Annotated in this window: 16 protein-coding genes and 1 pseudogene; 8 read left to right on the forward strand and 9 right to left on the reverse strand. The window is 71.4% G+C overall.

The genetic code is table 11. The features are described from left to right. Window positions 1-166: 166 nt before the first annotated feature. The 5 genes from ASC82_RS26950 to ASC82_RS26970 all read left to right on the forward strand — a co-directional run bounded on the left by ASC82_RS26950 (window position 167) and on the right by ASC82_RS26970 (window position 3,976). The gene (locus ASC82_RS26950; RefSeq protein ID WP_056653250.1) at window positions 167-808 is read left to right on the forward strand and encodes a TetR/AcrR family transcriptional regulator; all 642 of its coding nucleotides are present in this window, start codon (window positions 167-169) and stop codon (window positions 806-808) included. Between the two features lie 393 nt (window positions 809-1,201). Next, on the forward strand, window positions 1,202-1,405 hold the full coding sequence (locus ASC82_RS26955) for a cold-shock protein (protein WP_020133169.1): 204 nt from the start codon (window positions 1,202-1,204) through the stop codon (window positions 1,403-1,405). Between the two features lie 265 nt (window positions 1,406-1,670). Further along, window positions 1,671-3,173 (forward strand): DEAD/DEAH box helicase, encoded by a 1,503-nt coding sequence (locus tag ASC82_RS26960; RefSeq protein ID WP_056653254.1) that lies wholly within the window; start codon window positions 1,671-1,673, stop codon window positions 3,171-3,173. A 79-nt stretch (window positions 3,174-3,252) separates the two neighbouring features. Then, a complete protein-coding gene (locus ASC82_RS26965) occupies window positions 3,253-3,615 on the forward strand; it encodes a CBS domain-containing protein (RefSeq protein WP_056653258.1) in 363 nt (120 codons plus the stop codon). A 49-nt stretch (window positions 3,616-3,664) separates the two neighbouring features. Next, window positions 3,665-3,976 (forward strand): SCO5918 family protein, encoded by a 312-nt coding sequence (locus ASC82_RS26970; protein ID WP_056653261.1) that lies wholly within the window; start codon window positions 3,665-3,667, stop codon window positions 3,974-3,976. A 106-nt stretch (window positions 3,977-4,082) separates the two neighbouring features. Here the strand turns inward: ASC82_RS26970 and ASC82_RS26975 are convergent, their stop codons facing one another. Further along, entirely contained in the window at window positions 4,083-4,442 is a 360-nt protein-coding gene (locus ASC82_RS26975) for a hypothetical protein (RefSeq protein ID WP_056653266.1), read from the reverse strand. A 733-nt stretch (window positions 4,443-5,175) separates the two neighbouring features. Between ASC82_RS26975 and ASC82_RS26980 the strand changes: the two genes are divergently transcribed. Then, complete coding sequence (locus tag ASC82_RS26980; protein WP_056653267.1) at window positions 5,176-5,514, forward strand: MerR family transcriptional regulator; 339 nt, start codon at window positions 5,176-5,178, stop codon at window positions 5,512-5,514. Between the two features lie 26 nt (window positions 5,515-5,540). Here ASC82_RS26980 and ASC82_RS26985 read toward each other — a convergent pair whose 3' ends face one another. Next, the gene (locus ASC82_RS26985) at window positions 5,541-5,897 is read right to left on the reverse strand and encodes a PRC-barrel domain-containing protein (protein ID WP_056653271.1); all 357 of its coding nucleotides are present in this window, start codon (window positions 5,895-5,897) and stop codon (window positions 5,541-5,543) included. A gap of 285 nt (window positions 5,898-6,182) precedes the next feature. Here ASC82_RS26985 and ASC82_RS26990 point away from each other — a divergent pair, with 285 nt between their 5' ends. Together ASC82_RS26990 and ASC82_RS26995 are read left to right on the forward strand one after the other, a co-directional pair. After that, window positions 6,183-7,529, forward strand: coding sequence for a M23 family metallopeptidase (locus tag ASC82_RS26990; protein WP_242427793.1), 1,347 nt, complete (start codon window positions 6,183-6,185; stop codon window positions 7,527-7,529). Window positions 7,530-7,542: 13 nt separating this feature from the next. Beyond that, a pseudogene (locus tag ASC82_RS26995) lies at window positions 7,543-7,864 on the forward strand (response regulator transcription factor); the annotation flags it as partial. 153 nt (window positions 7,865-8,017) lie between these two features. Here the strand turns inward: ASC82_RS26995 and ASC82_RS27000 are convergent. The 7 genes from ASC82_RS27000 to ASC82_RS27030 form a co-directional block, all read right to left on the reverse strand. Then, entirely contained in the window at window positions 8,018-9,307 is a 1,290-nt protein-coding gene (locus ASC82_RS27000; protein WP_056653275.1) for an MFS transporter, read from the reverse strand. A gap of 315 nt (window positions 9,308-9,622) precedes the next feature. Further along, entirely contained in the window at window positions 9,623-10,438 is an 816-nt protein-coding gene (locus ASC82_RS27005; RefSeq protein ID WP_242427794.1) for a GNAT family N-acetyltransferase, read from the reverse strand. Between the two features lie 86 nt (window positions 10,439-10,524). Beyond that, window positions 10,525-11,319 (reverse strand): TSUP family transporter, encoded by a 795-nt coding sequence (locus ASC82_RS27010; RefSeq protein WP_056653278.1) that lies wholly within the window; start codon window positions 11,317-11,319, stop codon window positions 10,525-10,527. A gap of 82 nt (window positions 11,320-11,401) precedes the next feature. Next, complete coding sequence (locus tag ASC82_RS27015) at window positions 11,402-12,166, reverse strand: cation transporter (RefSeq protein ID WP_242427795.1); 765 nt, start codon at window positions 12,164-12,166, stop codon at window positions 11,402-11,404. Next, complete coding sequence (locus tag ASC82_RS27020) at window positions 12,166-12,516, reverse strand: metalloregulator ArsR/SmtB family transcription factor (RefSeq protein WP_056654292.1); 351 nt, start codon at window positions 12,514-12,516, stop codon at window positions 12,166-12,168. Before ASC82_RS27020 ends, ASC82_RS27015 begins: the two co-directional genes overlap by 1 nt. 85 nt (window positions 12,517-12,601) lie before the next feature. Next, window positions 12,602-13,987 carry an FAD-binding oxidoreductase gene (locus ASC82_RS27025; protein ID WP_056653281.1) on the reverse strand — a complete coding sequence of 462 codons (1,386 nt, stop codon included), beginning with the start codon at window positions 13,985-13,987 and terminating at the stop codon, window positions 12,602-12,604. A gap of 108 nt (window positions 13,988-14,095) precedes the next feature. Beyond that, window positions 14,096-14,470 carry a DUF6223 family protein gene (locus ASC82_RS27030; protein WP_056653283.1) on the reverse strand — a complete coding sequence of 125 codons (375 nt, stop codon included), beginning with the start codon at window positions 14,468-14,470 and terminating at the stop codon, window positions 14,096-14,098. Between the last annotated feature and the right edge of the window lie 141 nt (window positions 14,471-14,611).

The following is a 14,611-nucleotide window of genomic DNA, read 5'->3' on the forward strand; positions in this document are numbered from 1 at the left end:
ACCGACGCCCGGGTTCCTGTGACAGGTACGGCTGTGTGACCTGCCCCACATTGAGTTCACGATTGTGCTGTCACTGCACTGCTGTGCAGCGACTGCATGAAGATATACTTATGCCCTGAGGGGGCGTCAAGAGCCCACCGACCCGATCCGGGAGCGAGAGGCCACGATGACCAGTGACGATCCGGTCCGCCGCGGCGGCCGTGAAGCGCAGCGCCGCCGCACCCGCAAGGCGATCGTCGAGGCGGCGGTCCGGCTGAGCGCCGGCGGAGCGACACCGTCCATCGACGAGATCGCGGCCGACGCCGACGTGTCGCGGCGCACGGTCTACGCGTACTTCCCGAGCCTCGACCACCTACTGATCGACGCGACCGCCGGCGCGCTCAACGAGCCCCCGGTCGAGGAAGCGCTGAACGACCCCGCACTGACCGGCGACCCCGCGGGCCGGGTGGACGCCCTCATAAGGACGCTGTTGACGTACTCACCGCAGTCGCTTCCTCTCGGCCGCCGACTGATCCGCCTGACCGTCGATCAACCGGCAGGCGAGACTCCGGAGCCGACCGGGCCGCGCCGCGGCCCTCGCCGGATCCAGTGGCTGGAGCAGGCCTGCGAACCGCTCCGCGACACGCTGAGCCAGGAGTCGTACCAGCGGCTGATCTCGGCCCTGACCATCGTGGTCGGCTGGGAAGCGCAGATCGCCCTGCGCGACGTCCGCGGCCTGGGCCCGGAGGCCGAGGAGGAGGCCATCACCTGGGCGGCGCGCGCCCTGGTGGAGGCGGCGATCAGGGAACACGAGGCGGACGGCCCGTAAGACGACGGCTCCCCACGCCGGCCGACACCGACAGCGGACGACGAGGCGGCGGCCCGACGGGCGATGCCGGAGGCTCGGGCCGTCCTTCCGAAATGCTGCACTCGGGGCGAGTCAATATCTATGACCGCGGGCCGAGAATTTACCGGGCCCCGCAGTGAGAGTTTTTACCGCAACGCACGGAGAGCGATTGCTCTCCGCACAGAAACCGCTGCGGCATGCTACTGTCGATATCAGTTGCAGTTTTGGTACCCAAAGACTTCAAGTGCCTTCAGGCGGCCTTCCGCCGCTTGGGAGCGCTTTTTACTTCCGGTCATTTTCCGGGCAGGGCATCATCGCGGCGACACGGCATCCGTAAAGTGCGGGTGCCGGTGTACTGCCCAAAGGAGATATGACATGGCTGCTGGCACCGTGAAGTGGTTCAACGCGGAAAAGGGCTTCGGCTTCATCGAGCAGGACGGTGGCGGCCCCGACGTGTTCGCCCACTACTCGAACATCGCCGCCCAGGGCTTCCGCGAGCTGCAGGAGGGCCAGAAGGTCACCTTCGACATCGCGCAGGGCCAGAAGGGCCCGACGGCCGAGAACATCGTTCCCGCCTGAAGCTGACGCGTAGTTCGTAGCCGGGACCCGCATCCCTCGGGGTGCGGGTCCCGGCTACACGCATTTTCCGGCAGCGGTTTCACCGGCAGGACGACCGCCGGTCCCCGCCGCCCACGGACCTCGGATTTCAGCGCCTGCGCCGATACGGATTCCATGCGGGCGAGATTCGCTTTCGCATTCTCATCGGCCCGTTCTTTTGGTTCCCCGCGCAGCTCCACCGCTGCGGGAATTCCTTGATGACGTGCCGCATCAAGGAAGGTTCCGAATGAACCCCACACGTACGAATAGCCGCTCCTCCCACGGACGCCGCCGCGCCGGCGGCCCCTCCTTCGGCTCCACCGCCGCTCCCGTCCGGGCCGGTCGCTTCGGTTCGTCCGCCCCCAGCCGTGCGGGAGACCCGAGCCGCTCGGGCGGCCGCGGCCGTCGGCCCGCCGCGGTGCAGGGAGAGTTCGCCCTCCCGAAGACGATCACGCCCCCGCTGCCCGCCGTCGAGTCGTTCGGCGAACTCGACATGCCCAGGGAGCTCCTGGCCGCGCTCACCGCGCAGGGCGTGTCCGTGCCGTTCCCGATCCAGGGCGCGACCCTGCCGAACTCCCTCGTGGGCCGCGACGTGCTGGGCCGCGGCCGGACCGGCTCCGGCAAGACCCTCGCCTTCGGCCTGGCCCTCCTCGCCCGCACCGCCGGGCGGCGCGCCGAGCCCCGCCGGCCGATCGCCCTCGTCCTGGTCCCCACCCGCGAGCTGGCCCAGCAGGTGACCGACGCCCTCACTCCGTACGCTCGCGCCGTCAGGCTGCGGCTGGCGACCGTGGTCGGCGGCATGCCCATCGGGCGCCAGGCCGGCGCCCTGCGCGGCGGTGCCGAGGTCGTCGTCGCCACCCCCGGGCGCCTCAAGGACCTCATCGACCGAGGCGACTGCGGGCTGGACCAGGTCGCGATCACCGTCCTGGACGAGGCCGACCAGATGGCCGACATGGGCTTCATGCCCCAGGTCACCGCTCTCCTGGACCAGGTGCGCCCCGACGGCCAGCGGATGCTGTTCTCCGCCACCCTGGACCGCAACGTCGACCTCCTGGTCCGCCGCTACCTCACCGACCCCGTCGTCCACTCCGTCGACCCCTCCCAGGGCGCGGTCACCACGATGGAGCACCACCTCCTGCACGTGCACGGCGCCGACAAGCACCGCGTGACGACGGAGATCGCGGCGCGCGAGGGCCGGGTGATCATGTTCCTGGACACCAAGCACGCCGTGGACCGGCTCACCCAGGACCTCCTCGACAGCGGAGTGCGCGCCGCGGGGCTCCACGGCGGCAAGTCCCAGCCCCAGCGCACCCGCACCCTCGCCCAGTTCAAGACGGGCCACGTCACCGTCCTGGTCGCCACGAACGTCGCCGCCCGTGGCATCCACGTCGACAACCTCGACCTCGTCGTCAACGTGGACCCGCCGACCGACCACAAGGACTACCTCCACCGCGGCGGCCGCACCGCCCGCGCGGGTGAGTCCGGCAGCGTCGTCACCCTGGTCACCGCCAACCAGCGGCGCGGCCTGACCCGCCTCATGGCCGACGCCGGCATCGTGCCCAAGACCACCCAGGTCCGCTCCGGCGAGGAAGCGCTCCACCGGATCACCGGCGCCCGGACCCCCTCCGGCGTCCCGGTCACCATCACCGCGCCGCCGGCCGAGCAGCGCAAGCGCGGCCCGGTGTCCCGCGGTCGACGGAGCGCCGCCTCGGCGGCCCGCCGCGCGAGCGCGCAGCGGTCCGGCGCGTGAGCCCGCGGCGGTCCGGCGCCGGCCCGGCGGTCCTTACGCCCCGTGCACAGGAAACCGACCCATCTCCGCAGGAGGCATTTTGACGCTGGTCCAGACGCAGCCCCGCTCGGCGAACGCCACCCCCGTGGACAGGAAGAACGCCACCCCTGTGGACAGGGCGATGGCCGACGCCACGGAAACGGCCGCACCGAGGGTCGGTGACGACATGACCGTGGAAGTGGCCCTGTCCGTCGTGATCAGTGCCCGTGCGGGGCATCTGCTCATCTGTGACGACGACGGTCTGTGCACCCGCCTGGTGACCCGGGCCCAGCTCGCCGCCGTCCGTGACAGCAGCGCGTACACGGACCGCATCCGGCTGCGCGACGTCCCGACGAGAAACCGTCGGAGCGGCGCCCTGCCCGTCGCGGCCGGGTACGGCCGCGCTCCGGGCGCTCCCGCCTGAACCGACTCGTCGCGGCCGGTCCCTTCTCCCCTTCTCCCTGTGAGGCACCATGCGTTGTGTCATCGCCCGGTTCCCGTTCGATCTGACCAAGAGCGGCGTCCTGGAATCCATGAAGGGCATCAAGCCCGAGCCGGTCACCGGCGAATCCGTGATCATCGGCCGCCGCACCTACCCCGCCAAGCAGGTCGGCCAGGTCGTCACCCGCCAGGACCGCCGTGACTTCAGCGCCGGCGAAGTCCTGAGGGCCATGACCCGGCTCGGCTTCACCTGCCGGGGGCTTCCCGACGCCGATGCCCACGCACCCGGCCTCAGCCCGGTCCAGCAGGCGTCCGCGCTGCTCGGCACCCCGGTCGCCGTCTGACCGACGGGACCGGCGCGAGCCGCCATCGAAACACCAGGAGGGCCCGACCGGCACACGTGCCGGTCGGGCCCTCCCGCGTGCCGAGGGTTTCCCCAGCGGCGCTGTGTCAGTGGTCGGAGTAGCTGAAGTCGCCCATGGTCCAGGCGCTGACGTCCGCGATCGCGACGCGGTACATCCCGCCCGTCTCGGGGATCCCCACCGTGCCCTGAAGGATGCGGGCCACGTGGAAGTGCAGGTGCGTGGGCGGGCCCTCACCGCGTGACATGGCGGTGAAGACGGCGGAGAACTCGCCCAAGCGGGCCGAGTCCGTCAGGACCTCCGACACCCGCTGCCTCCACACGGCTTCGGGAGCCAGTCGACCGGTGATGACAGCACCACCGGTGACCACGGTCAGGGACATCTGATTGCTCTGCCCGGACTCCACCAGGGCGGCGACGTCAACGAGCAGCTCGTCAGGCTTCGACATGAGACCCGATTCTATTCACCGGCCGTCCCGCGCCCCACCTGCGGTGGAGGCGGCTCCGCACATCCTGGACCGGCCGTGAAGGACTAGCTCTTCTCCCGACACATAAAAATCTACCTCGGCCAGAGTAGACATTGGGTGGTGGCGTGGTTATGGTTTCTGTCGTAGCCCAGCGAGACAAGAGGGCCTGGCAGAGACGAACTGCCGGGCAGCAGTACCCGCAGGTGCAGTTGGCAGGGCGGTTCGGTGGTGGAGTTCCGAAGCCAGGGTTTTCGCAGGACGGCGACGGGACTGACGACCGGACCGGGTGGCCCGCAGTGATCAGGGGCCGCCACGAACGGGACCGCAGTCATGGCAGTCGCGGTACCCGTCAGTGCAGTACGCAGGAGAAGTACCGGCAGTACGCAGTACAAGCAGTACAAGCAGTACGCAGTACCAGCAGTACGCAGTCCCCCGTTGGGAAACAGTTGATCACCGAGGGAAGAACGGAGGAGCCGAGCGCCATCAGGATCGCCCGGGCGGAATTCTTGAGCCCGGGTACCGCAGGACATCGATAGTGAGGTGGTCTCCGGTCAAGCAACCGCGATCCCCGCGTTCCCGACAGCGTCTCGGTCGGGTCGGCGGAAACAGAAGGCCGGTGCAGTATCAGGACCGGCAGATGGTGTAGTAGTTCCTTCGGGGCCCTGGTGCCAGTACGGCACCAGGGCCCCTCCACGCGTTCACCAGAGAGGTGCAAGTGACAGCAGACAACTCCTTCGACCGTCTCGACGACGACGACTACCCCGCCTACACGATGGGCCGGGCCGCCGAGATGATCGGCACCACCCAGGGATTCCTGCGCGCCCTCGGTGAAGCGCGCCTCATCACTCCGCTTCGCTCCGGCGGCGGCCACCGCCGCTACTCCCGCTACCAGCTGCGCATCGCCGCCCGCGCCCGGGAGCTGGTCGACCAGGGCACCCCCATCGAGGCCGCCTGCCGCATCATCATCCTCGAAGACCAGCTCGAAGAAGCCCAGCGCATCAACGCCGAGTACCGCCGCGCCGCCGAATCATCCCCTCCGCCGGCCTCGGACTGAGTCGATTGAGCCCGTGGTCGGCGGGCTCAGCGGCGGGCCAGTTGGCGTTCACCGTTCGCCCCGGGCTCGTAGGGAAGGCCGTAGTGCCGGAAGACCTCTTCCTCGTCCTCGGCAGGAAGTACGTCGTCGGTGCCGATCGAAGGGCACTGCTTCACCAGTGCCTTGTCGTGGGCGACCCGCACATAGCCCGGCCCCACCGTCGCACCGTCCAGGGGGGCGAACACCAGACGGTGGCGGGTGGGCAGACCGACCCGGATCGTGGCCATGGCCGGCTCATCGGTGCTGGTGTCGACGTAGACCGCCTCCAGCTCTCCGATCCTGTGGCCCCGCGCGTCCACGACGTCGTGGGTTCTCCACTCACGGATGTCCGCCATCTGGATCATGCCGACTCCTTGCGGTCTGCCACGATCCGTCACCGCCTGTCACCGGTTCGGGAAGCGTGGCGAGAGGGATTTCGGCGGGCTGTGCGGGGCCGCCGACACCTCATGGCCGACGAGTCACCGACGAGTCACCGCCGTGATCTCACGGTACTCCGCGCACCTGCGATCGCTCCCGCGAGCATCGACCGGTCCGACCGGGGACTCGACCGGTGGCGGTGAGCCCGGTCGGGTGCAAATCCGGCGTGGGGCCGCGGAGCATCCGCCAGGACCGGGCCGTCGCCGGGTTGCATGGGCCTGCGTCTCCGCCCCCGGGGCGTACCGGCGCTCCTCCCCCGGGAGCTGCCGGCCTCGACGATCGACGGGGACCACATGGCACACCGGAACTCCCCCACATCCATCGGCCGCCGGGCACTGCTCCGCGGGCTCGTCGGCGTCGCGCTCGGTGCGATCGTCACGGCGACCGCGGTCGTGCCCGGGCACGGAGCCACACTCCCGCCCGGCACACAGTTCACCCCGCTCACCGCAGCGGTGCTGACCAAGCCCGCGCCGGTCGAAGCCACGGACGGCAAGGTGCACCTGTCGTACGAGCTGCTCACCACCAGTGCTCTGCCCAGCAGTTCTCGGGTGCGCCTCGACCGGGTGGAAATCCAGGACGCGAAAACCCACCGGGTCATCGGCTCGCTGAGCGGACAGGCACTGGGCGCGGCCGCCAACCCGGTGGGTGACCCCCTGCCGGGGGCGGACGGGTACACGCCGCCGCCGCCACCGCCGACGCCGACCGTCATCCAGGGCTCCCAGCAGTGGATCATCTGGATCGACCTGGCCCTCGACCACGGGCAGCGCGTGCCCGCGGTACTCGAACACCACCTGGTGGGCGCCATCCTGAACGCGTCGGGCACCTCTCCGTTCGAGGAGACGGTGCAGTCCACCCCGACCGCCCGTACGGCTCCGCTCGACCTGCACCCGCCGGTGCTCCCGGGCACCTGGTACGCCAGCGAGGCGTGCTGCGGCAACACCCACCACCGGCGCGGCTTCGCGCCGATCAACGGCCGCTTCTACGTGCCGCAGCGCTTCGCGATCGACTGGTACCGGGTCGGAGGAAAGGGACAGACCTGGGAGGGCGACCCCACGCGGCTCGCCAGCTACCTGAGCTACCGCCGGCCGGTCGTGGCATCGACGCGCGGCCGGGTGGTGGAGGTCCAGGACGGCATCCCGGACAACCGGCCGCCCGTGTCGCCCCCCATCCCGCCGATCGCGGACACCGTGGGCAACCACATCACGCTGGAGGTCGCACCCGGCAAGTACCTCCTCTACGGTCACCTGGCTCCCGGTTCGCTGAAGGTTCGGGAGGGGGACTGCGTCGAACCCGGCCAGACCCTCGGGCTGATCGGCAACAGCGGTAATTCCACCACCCCTCACCTGCACTTCCAGGTGATGACGACGGCGGAGTTCTTCCCGACCGACAGCCCTCCCTTCACCTTCCGGGAGTTCCGGGTCGCCGGACACGTCGCGCCGCGGCTGTGGGACGACAACCTCGGCCTGCAGCCGACCGGCGTCCTGCCGATCCAGCCCTCGCCGCACGACGGCGTGCACCGGTCGAAGTACCCGCTGGACCGCGAGGTGATCGACTTCTGACGGTCGTCCACTCGTGAGAGAAGGCCCTGGTCCCGAGACCAGGGCCTTCGTCCTTGTCCGGACCGGGCAGGGCCTTCGGCCTCGGCGAGGCGGGCGACGGGGCGGAGGCCGTCGAACTCGCCCTCCTGCACCGTCCGGACGTGGTCCTGATGGACGTCCGGATGCCGGTCATGGACGGCATCGAGGCGACCCGGCGGATCTGCGGCTCCCCCGAGACCACCGGCGTACGGGTGCTGATCCTGACCACGTTCGACCTCGACGAGTACGTCTACGCGGCCCTGCGGGCCGGCGCCGCGGGTTTCCTCCTCAAGGACGCCCCGCCCGCGGAGGTACTGGCCGCCCGCGACCGCGCCCAGCTGGTGATCGCGGCGTACGAGTCGGGAGTCGTGTCGGCCTCGGACGGGGGCCTGGGAGCGCACTGAGGCGGCTTCCCGAAGCCCCGGGTCAGCGACCTGGACCTTTCTCTGTTGTCCGGACCCCCTCAATCCTCACGGGGCGCTGCCGGACCTCGTCGTGCCTTCCGCTTGCCGCGACTCGGGCGGGTCTGCCGCCTCTTCCTTCACCTGGGCGAGGCGCTTGTCGTTCAGCACGGGCAGGACCGCGAAGGCGGTGAGCGCCATGGCGGTACCGCCGGCGTAGAAGGCGGCGGGGATTCCGAAGAACTTCGCCACCAGGCCGCCCGCTACTCCTCCGACGGTGAAGGCGCCCACGGCGACGGACCGGTAGGCCGCGGTGACGCGGCCCATCAGCTCGTTCGGCACGATCTGCTGTCGGAGGGTGACGACGTGGATGGTCTGGATCAGGACGACGAAGCCGTCCAGCGCCATGAAGGCGACGGTGACAGCCGGGCTGATCGCCAGTCCCATGCCGATGACGGATCCGGCCGACAGGAGGTTCGTCACCAGGATCAGCGTGCCCAGCGGCATCCACTCGCCGACCTTGCCGGCCACGAGGCCGCCGACGACCGCGCCGATGGCGCCGGCCGCGAGCAGTACGCCGTACCAGCCCGAGGTGACACCCAACACGTCCGTGGCCAGGAGTACGAGGATGCCGTAGGTGGCGGCGCTGACGGCGTTGCCCGTCGCCGCGACGATGCTCAGCGACCGCAGCGTCGGCGACGACCAGTACCACCGCGCGCCGACGGCGATGTCCGCGGCGATGCCTCGCACGCTCAGGGGCTCCGCGGCCGGCTCCTTCCGGTGCCGGGTGGCCGAGGGAATCAGCGTCAGCAGGCCGACGGCGGCCAGATAGCCGCCGGCTCCGAGCACGAACGGGGCGGCGGCCGCGGAGGCCAAGAGGAATCCGCCCATCGGCGGTCCGACGAACTCGTTGCACACGACGAACGTGGTCTGCAGCCGTCCGTTGGCCCGGCCCAGGTCGTCCGGGGCCACCAGGGTCGGAAGCCACGCGGACGACGCACTGTCGTAGAGCGTCTCGGCCGTCCCGATGGCGAAGAAGACGGCATAGAGCAGCGGCATGCCGACGGCGTCGCCGAGGACCGCCACCGCGAGAGCCGCGAACCCGGCCACGCGGATCCAGTTCGCCGCCTGGGCGACGCGCTTTCGGTCCAGCCGGTCCGCGAGGGCCCCGGACATGAAGGCCAGGACCAGCCACGGGGCCCTCTGCGCCACGGTGATGCCGGCGATCAGCGCCGGGTCATGTGTCACGGTGGCCGCGAGCAGCGGTGCTGCGGCCAGGCTCACCCCGTCCGAAAGGTTCGACGTGGCGGTGGCTGCCCACAGCTTCCGGAACGCCCGTCCACCGGGTGTGGGGTCCATCGTCGGTTCTCCTTGGATGAGGCTCCACGAGCCACGGCTTCGGACAGCGCGGCTGTGGCACGGGACTCGGCGAGCGGCATCGTCCCGTCGCGCTCGCCCCTCGCGCAGCCCACCACCCGATCGAACGCGTCCGGTGGTCGCCTTCCGGAGGGGGCGAAGAGCTCGGCCCGCCACCCCGGATCGTATCCACTGCTGCCGGGACCACCGGCCGTGCGTGTTCCCCGCCCGCCTCCGTGAGGTCGTGGCCGCGTCGTTCGGCTCGTCCACGAAGCCCCGGGTCAGCGCCCCGGGGCTTCGTGCGTTCCCGTGCTCCGTCTACCGCGACGGTGTCGCGGGAACAGAGGCCCACCAGGTGGAGGGTGACGCGACGGTGTAGCCCATCGACTCGTACAGCGGCCTGCCCAGCTTCGAGGCGGTGAGGGTGACCGGGAGGTGTGCGAGGGGGGCGAGGGAGCCGAGCATGACGGAGCGGCCCACGCCGCGGGAGCGGAAGGCCGGGGACGTGCCGACCCAGTAGTGGCTGCCGATGCCGTCGTCCACGACCGTGACGGCGGCGCCCGCGGGTACGCCGTCGCACGAGGCGACGAAGACGTCGACGCCCGGCTGCTCGATCAGCGCCGGCGGGAACAGCTCGCCGGGCTTGTAGGGCTCGAAGCCGGTCAGTTCGAAGCCTTCGATCACGATCCGCTCGGCGGCCTGGAGGTCCTCGGGCCGCTGTACGCGGAACACGTCGAGTGCCGGTTCGGCGACGGGTCCGGGCCGGCGCAGCATGATCGGCATCTGCCAGTTGCGCATGCCCAGGTGGCTCAGGTCGGTCGAGCCGAACGGGTCCTCGGCGTTCACCGGGCCCGGGGCGCGGCGCACCAGCTCGCTCAGCTCGGCCAGTTCGTCCGGGTCGAGGCCGGGTTCCTGGATCAGGATCCGCGTGCCGGCGCGCTCGTCGCCGTCGACCGCGACGAAGCCGCGGCGTCGGATGACCTCGTGTCCCCGGGATCGGCCGGTCGCGGTCCAGAGGGCGGCGGAGTTACGGGCCTGACGCAGGGGCGCCTCGGTCAAGGTCACGGACGCGGAGACGGGCGCGGACACGGGCGCGGACACGGGCTGGTCGGCCGAAGTGGATCTTGTTGTCATTGGGTCTACGGTAATGCGCAACTCCCCTGCCACACGGGCCAATTCCCTGCCCGCCGACTGGGCCACCTGCGGGCCGGCCGCACCCCTCAGGCCAGGGCCTGGACGGCGTACTGGACGGCGTACAGCGCGCCGAGAGCGGCGGCGAGGGTGCCGAGGAGGAGGCGGAGGGCGGTTTCGGGGAGGTGGGGTTGGAGGCGGGCGCCGAGGTAGCCGCCGATCAGGCCGCCGAGGCCGCAGGCCAGGCCCAGCCACCAGTCGGGTGCCACCGGGCCGGAGCTCGCCAGGGCCAGCACGGCGTACGCGGCGGCCCCGGCGACGGACGTGGTGAAGGTCGCGGCGAGCGTGGCCGGTGCCAAGCGGGCCAGGGGCATGCCGCGCGCCGCGAGGACGGGGCCGAGCAGGGAACCGCCCCCGATCCCGTAGATCCCGCCCACCACTCCGACCGTCAGGGCGAGAGCGGCGAGCGCCGGTGCCGACGGTTCGGCGGCACCGGCGCGCTGCCGGGCCGGGCGCAGCGTGCGCAGGCACAGCCACGTGCCGAGCGGCAGGAGGAGAGCGGCGACCAGGGCGCGGAAGACGTCCGGGCCGGGGAGGGCGAAGACGCGGACGGCGGCGCCTGCGATGACGCCGGGCAGCGTCCACAGGACGAGGCGCCTGGTCAGGGCGCCGCGCAGAGCGCCGTCCCGGTGGTAGCGCCAGAGGGCGCCGGGCCCGGCCACCACGTTGAACAGCAGGTTCGTCGGCGTGACGGCGGGGCTGGGCACCCCGAGGACGCTGAGCTGGACCGGGAGGAGGAAGACCGCGCCGGACACACCGACCGGGGCCGTCACCGTCGAGATCAGCAGGCCGGCGGCGAAGCCCGCCCAGATCGTCCAGTCCACCGCCGCCTCCCCCGCCACTCCTTGATCGCCCGGCCAGTATCGACCGCCACGTCGTCACGGGCGGGGGTGGGCAACGAGATGTTCACGAGCAGCAGTTGCACGCCGTGGGGGCGGTGGAGGCCGAGGGCGCGGTGGAGGCCGAGGGCGCGGTGGACGCCGAGGGCGCGGTACAGGCCGAGGGCGCGGTGCACGCCGTGGGCGCGGTGGACGCCGTGGGTGCGCAGCAGCCCTTGCCCTGCCAGGCGTCGCGGCCTTCCTTGACGGCGATGGCGGCGATCACCAGGGCGGCCAGGGGGTCCGCCCAGGACCAGCCGAGGGTGGCGTTGAGGACCAGGCCGACCAGGAGGACGGCCGAGAGGTACGTGCAGAGCAGGGTCTGCTTGGAGTCCGCGACCGCGGAGGCGGAGCCGAGTTCGCGGCCCGCCCTGCGCTGGGCCGCCGAGAGGAACGGCATGATCGCCAGGGACAGCGCGGCGATGACGATGCCGGGGACCGAACGGTCCGCCTCGCCGGTACCGGCCAGCGCCCGGACGGCGTCCACGCTCACGTACGCGGCGAGGGCGAAGAAGGAGACCGCGATGATCCGCAGCGTCGTCGTCTCCCGGGCCTCGCGCACCGCGTGGTCGCGCGCGGAGAACTGCCAGGCGACCGCCGCCGCCGAGGACACCTCGATGACGGAGTCGAGACCGAAGCCGATCAGGGCCGTGGAGGAGGCCGTCGTGCCGGCGGTGATCGCGACGACGGCCTCGATGACGTTGTACGTGATCGTGGCGGCGACCAACAGCCGTATGCGCCGGGAGAGCGCGTCGCGGCGGGCCGGGGACGGCCCGAGGGACATCGCGGTCATCAGCAGCAGCCCTCCGTGGCGGCGTCCGGGCAGGTCTTGTCCGCCTCGACCGCGACCACGGCCGCCAGCAGGTGGTCCAGCGCGTGCCCGAGGCGCTCGTCGGCGAGTTCGTAACGGGTGCGCCGTCCGTCGGGCACGGTGACGACCAGTCCGCAGTCGCGCAGGCACGCCAGGTGGTTCGACAGCCGGGTGCGCGAGATCTCCAAGGCGTCGGCGAGGTCGGCCGGGTAGGCCGGGGCCTTCCGCAGGGCGAGCAGGATGCGGCAGCGGATCGGGTCGGCGAGGGCCCGACCGAAGCGCACGAGCACGTCGATGTCGTCGGTGTCGGTGACGTCGTCGGCGTTGTCGATGTCGTCGATGTCGTCGGTGTCAGCGGCGAGTGTCAGCACATCCGCGACAGTACAGGAGATCCTGAATTCAGCAATACGTGAACCATCAGCTGGGGGCGGGGCCCGGCTTGATGTTCTGGTTCAGGTGGAAGAGGTTTCCCGGGTCGTACGCCCGCTTGACCTCGGCCAGGCGGTCGTAGTTGCTCTTGTAGTTGGCCCTGATCCGGCTCTGGTCGTCGTCGGCCATGAAGTTGATGTAGCCGCCCTCCTCCGAGTGCGGGGCGGTCGCGTCGTAGTAGTCGCGTACCCAGTCGGTGTTGGCCTCGTTCGCGGCCGGATCGGGCCACATTCCGGCGATGACGGTGGCGAAGGAGGCGTCCCGGTAGGCGAAGGCCGTCGCGTCCGGTGCGACGCGGTGGCAGGCGCCGTCGATGGGGTAGATGTGGACCGTCGAGTTCACGGCCGGCAGCCCTGGCGCGTGCTGGACGTGCGCCGCGATGGCGGCTTCGTCGAGCTCGGTCACGAAGTTGGCCTTCCAGTAGTGCTGGAGGCCGGGCGGGACCAGGGCGTCGAAGGCGCTGTTGAGCGCGGGATACGGCATGGGGCCGACGTGTTCGGCGACCACCGGGGCGAAGTCGTGGAAGGCCTGGAGGGCGCGCGGGCCCTCGTCCAGGGGGCCCGACCAGCACGCCACGATCAGGGTGAAGGGGTCGCCGTGCCGGTTCTCCGGGATGAACGGGAGCGGCGGGGCCAGCTGGAACGCCGGGAAGCCGCCGAGTTCCTCCGGCGCACCGCCGATGTAGTCGGCGAAGGAGCGCAGGACGGTGGCGGCGTCGTCCAGCTCGTAGAGGATCGGCCCGCCGTAGATGTCCTTGACGGGGCTGAGCCGGAACTCGAAGGACGTCACCGCGCCGAAGTTGCCGCCGCCGCCGCGCAGGGCCCAGAAGAGGTCGTCGTTCTCGTCCTCGCTCGCGGTGAGGAGCCGGCCGTCCGCGGTCACCACGTCGGCGGAGATCAGGTTGTCGCAGCTCAGCCCGAGTCCGCGGGCGAGATAGCCGATGCCGCCGCCGAGGGTGAGTCCGCCGACGCCCGTGGTCGAGATGATTCCGCCGGTCGTCGCCAGGCCGAAGGCGTGCGTCGCCGCGTTGAAGTCGCCCCAGGTCGCGCCGCCTTCGGCCCGCGCCGTCCGGCGCGCCGGGTCGACGCGTACGCCGCGCATCCCGGACAGGTCGGCGACGACGCCGCCGTCGCACGTACCGAAGCCGGGCACGCTGTGGCTGCCGCCGCGCACCGCCAGGTCGAGCTCGTTCTCGCGTGCGAAGTCGACGGCCGCCATGACGTCGCCCGCGTTGACGCAGCGCACGACCGCGCTCGGCCGCTTGTCGATCATGGCGTTGTAGACCGTGCGCGCCTCGTCGTAGGCATCGTCGCCGGGGGTGACGACCGCCCCTCGGACACGTTCCTGCACCTGCTCGATCGAGAGCTTGCCCATAGCGATCGCTCCTCGGGATGTCACTCCATGTCACACCGGGGCCCGCGCGTCGGCCTTCTTTCACGCTACGCCGATGAGGCAGGGCCTCAACCCGAGATCCCGCGCCCGTCAGCCGGTGCGGCGGGCGCGGGTCAGCGACAGGCCCGCCGTCGCCACGCCCGTCAGGCCCAGCAGCAGGGCCACGAACGCTCCGCCCCGGCCGTTGCCCGTGCCGATGCCGCTGTCGGAGGTGGCCACGACCAGCGCGCCGAGGGCCATGGCGGTCAGGCCCGCCGCGAGGGAGACGAGGCGGCGGGAGCGGGTGCCGAAGCGGCCGGCGGGGCGGGCCAGGGACAGGACGCCGATGACCACGCCGGTCAGCCCGAGCAGCGCGGCCACGACGGCCCCGAGGCGCCCGGGGCTCATGGCGGTCACGTCGGCGGCGGCCGGCTGGACCGAGAGGTACGCGGCCGCCGGTGCGGCGAGCAGGGATCGGACCGGCATGAGGTGCTCCTTCTCGTACGACAGGGCGTGGCCCGATCCTGTCCGCCGGACCCCTCGCCGGTCGTCCGGCGGACGCAGACACTTCCCACTGCCGCGGACGCGGTAGGCGGCGCGGACGTACCGCGTGCGCGGTAGCCCGCC

This window comes from Streptomyces sp. Root431, from assembly GCF_001426585.1.
Lineage (GTDB): Bacteria > Actinomycetota > Actinomycetes > Streptomycetales > Streptomycetaceae > Streptomyces > Streptomyces stackebrandtii.